A 3,147-nucleotide genomic window follows, 5' to 3' on the forward strand; every position below is an offset into this window, starting at 1 on the left:
CTTCGAAGCCGGCGCGCTCGCGGGTCAGACCGCCCGGTCCAAGCGCCGAGAGGCGGCGCTTGTGGGTGATCTCCGACAGCGGGTTGGTCTGGTCCATGAACTGCGACAGCTGCGAGGAACCGAAGAACTCGCGCACGGCGGCAGCCGCCGGCTTGGCGTTGATCAGATCCTGCGGCATGACCGTGTCGATCTCGATCGAGGACATACGCTCCTTGATCGCGCGCTCCATGCGCAGCAGGCCGACGCGGTACTGGTTTTCCATCAGCTCGCCGACCGAACGCACGCGGCGGTTGCCGAGATTGTCGATGTCGTCGATCTCGCCCTTGCCGTCGCGCAGTTCGACCAGCGTCCTGACCACGGCCAGGATGTCGTCCTTGCGCAGCACGCGCACGGTGTCCTCGGCCTTCAGCTCGAGGCGCATGTTCATCTTGACGCGGCCGACGGCCGACAGATCGTAGCGCTCGCTATCGAAGAACAGCGAGTTGAACATGGCTTCGGCGGTTTCAAGCGTCGGCGGCTCGCCGGGGCGCATGACACGATAGATGTCGAACAGCGCGTCCTGGCGGCTCTCGTTCTTGTCGACGTTGAGCGTGTTGCGGATATAGGCGCCGACATTGACGTGGTCGATGTCGAGAACCTTGATCTCCTCTTCGCCGGTGCCGAGCAGCACCTTCAGCGTCTTCTCGTCGATCTCGTCACCGGCCTCGAGGAAGATCTCGCCGGTGGCGTAGTTGACGATGTCCTCGGCCAGATAGTTGCCGAGCAGGTCCTCGTCGGTCGCCTTGATCGCCTTCAGACCCTTTTCGCCAAGCGCCCGTGCCTGGCGTGCGGTGATCTTCTTGCCGGCCTCGACGACGACTTCGCCGGTATCGGCATCGACCAGGTCGCCGACAGCCTTGAGGCCGCGGAAACGCTCGACGTTGAACGGAATGCGCCAATGGTCGCCGGCACGCTTGTAGGTGATCTTGTTGTAGAAGGTCGACAGGATCTCTTCGCCGTCCATGCCGAGCGCCATCAGCAGCGACGTCACCGGAATCTTGCGGCGGCGATCGATGCGGGCGTGCACGACGTCCTTGGAATCGAACTCGATGTCGAGCCACGAACCGCGATACGGGATGACGCGCGCGGCAAACAGAAGCTTGCCCGACGAGTGCGACTTGCCCTTGTCATGGTCGAAGAAGACGCCCGGCGAACGGTGCATCTGCGAAACGATGACGCGCTCGGTGCCGTTGACGATAAAGGTGCCGTTCAAGGTCATGAGCGGCATGTCGCCCATGTAGACGTCCTGCTCCTTGATGTCCTTGATGGACTTGGCGCCGGTGTCCTCGTCGATATCGAACACGATGAGGCGCAGCGTCACCTTGAGCGGCGCGGCATAGGTGAGGTCGCGCTGACGGCATTCGTCAACGTCGAATTTCGGTCCTTCGAACTCGTACTTCACGAACTCCAGCATGGAGGAGCCGGAAAAATCGGAGATCGGGAAGACCGACTTGAAAACGGCCTGCAGCCCCTCGTCCGGACGCCCACCCTTGGGCTCCGCCACCATCAGGAACTGGTCATAGGATGCCTTCTGAACCTCGATCAGGTTCGGCATCTCCGCAACTTCCGGAATCTTTCCGAAGAACTTGCGTACGCGTCTGCGGCCATTGAAAGTCTGGGTCTGGGCCATCGTCGCTCCTTAGCTCTAAACTCGGGACGAGCCTCGCCGCGGCTCGCCTTGCATACTGGGCCACCTTGGCGGCAACCCTCTGTCTGTTTTCCCGGCGCCTGTCGGCGGCCGGCTAGAACGGGAGAAAACCCGTTTCCTGAAGGCCGGTTTTCGGCCCTCAGGAAAGAGGTTCTCGCAGATCTCGCGTTACGCGCTCTCCCTTCGGGCGAAGGGAGTGGCGGACGGCGCGAGGCCGCCCGCCGCTTTTACGCTTACTTCAGTTCGACCTTGGCGCCGGCTGCTTCCAGCTGGGCCTTGAACTTGTCAGCGTCGGCCTTGGAAACGGCTTCCTTGACCGGCTTCGGAGCCGCTTCAACCAGATCCTTGGCTTCCTTGAGGCCAAGACCGGTGATGGCGCGGACTTCCTTGATGACGTTGATCTTCTGAGCGCCTGCGTCGGTGAGGACGACGTCAAATTCCGTCTTTTCCTCGGCCGGAGCAGCAGCGGCCGCAGCGCCGCCAGCAGCGGCAACCGCCACCGGAGCAGCAGCCGAAACGCCCCACTTTTCTTCCAGAAGCTTCGACAGCTCGGCCGCCTCGAGGACGGTCAGCTTCGAAAGGTCGTCTACGATCTTTGCGAGATCAGCCATTGTTGTGTTCCTTCATAAGGTTCGAACGTGTGTTTGTGATAGCGAGGAACGGCCTCATGCCGCCTCGTCCTTCCGGGCGTAAGCGCCGATGACGCGCGCGACCGAGGCCGCTGGCGCATTGACGATCTGGGCGATCCGGGTTGCCGGCGTGGCGATCATGCCAACCAGCCTGGCGCGCAGCTCATCGAGCGACGGAAGTGTGGCGAGTGCCTTCACACCGTCGGCATTGAGCGAGGTGGTGCCCATTGCGCCGCCGAGAATGACGAGCTTGTCATTTCCCTTGGCGAAATCGGACGCGACCTTCGGCGCCGCAATCGGATCCTCCGAATAAGCAATCAGCGTCTGTCCCTTGAACAGCTCGATGATCGATGCGGAGTCCGTGCCCTGAAGAGCGATTTTGGCGAGACGGTTCTTCGCGACTTTGACGGTGCCACCGGCAGCGCGCATTTTCGACCGAAGGTCGTTCATTTGCGCGACGGTGATACCGGCGTAGTGGGCCACGACCACTGAACCTGCGTTCGAGAACGCACCGTTCAGGCCCGTGACGAGTTCGCGTTTTTCCGCTCTGTCCACTGCCTATCTCCAGTTGACCCCAATCCTGTTAACGGGAACATCCCATTGACGAGGACAGGCGTCGGGTTGCCTTTTGTCGGCCGGGCCATCCAGTAACGGATCTCCCGAACGACGCTCGAGGATCCTGCCCCCTTTCGCCACATCGACAGTCAAGCCGGCGATGCGCAGACAAAAGGCAAACACGGTTCGAACCTTTCATTGGAGCAATCGCTCCGTTGTCCGGTCTTCACCCGTCTCATGCAGGCCCAAATCGAATTAAGGCTTCTGGGCCGCCTG

At 61.6% G+C, this 3,147-nt stretch carries 2 protein-coding genes and 1 pseudogene; all 3 read right to left on the reverse strand.

Going from position 1 to position 3,147, the window contains the following annotated elements; all coding sequences use genetic code 11:
• A pseudogene (locus tag ENZ74_RS26735) lies at window positions 1-1,669 on the reverse strand (DNA-directed RNA polymerase subunit beta); the annotation flags it as partial.
• A 251-nt stretch (window positions 1,670-1,920) separates the two neighbouring features.
• Window positions 1,921-2,298: a 50S ribosomal protein L7/L12 gene (rplL, locus tag ENZ74_RS26740; protein ID WP_013531413.1), complete on the reverse strand. Its 378-nt coding sequence runs from the start codon at window positions 2,296-2,298 to the stop codon at window positions 1,921-1,923.
• 54 nt (window positions 2,299-2,352) lie between these two features.
• Window positions 2,353-2,871: a 50S ribosomal protein L10 gene (rplJ, locus tag ENZ74_RS26745; RefSeq protein WP_013531412.1), complete on the reverse strand. Its 519-nt coding sequence runs from the start codon at window positions 2,869-2,871 to the stop codon at window positions 2,353-2,355.
• Window positions 2,872-3,147: the final 276 nt, after the last annotated feature.

Origin of the sequence: Mesorhizobium sp. M7A.F.Ca.CA.002.15.2.1, assembly GCF_003998715.1 — a bacterium.
GTDB classification, from domain to species: domain Bacteria; phylum Pseudomonadota; class Alphaproteobacteria; order Rhizobiales; family Rhizobiaceae; genus Mesorhizobium; species Mesorhizobium ciceri.

Excerpts from the sequence above, each read along its gene's own strand:
- rplL (WP_013531413.1), bottom strand. The coding sequence starts at position 2,298 with ATGGCTGATCTCGCAAAGATCGTAGACGACCTTTCGAAGCTGACCGTC.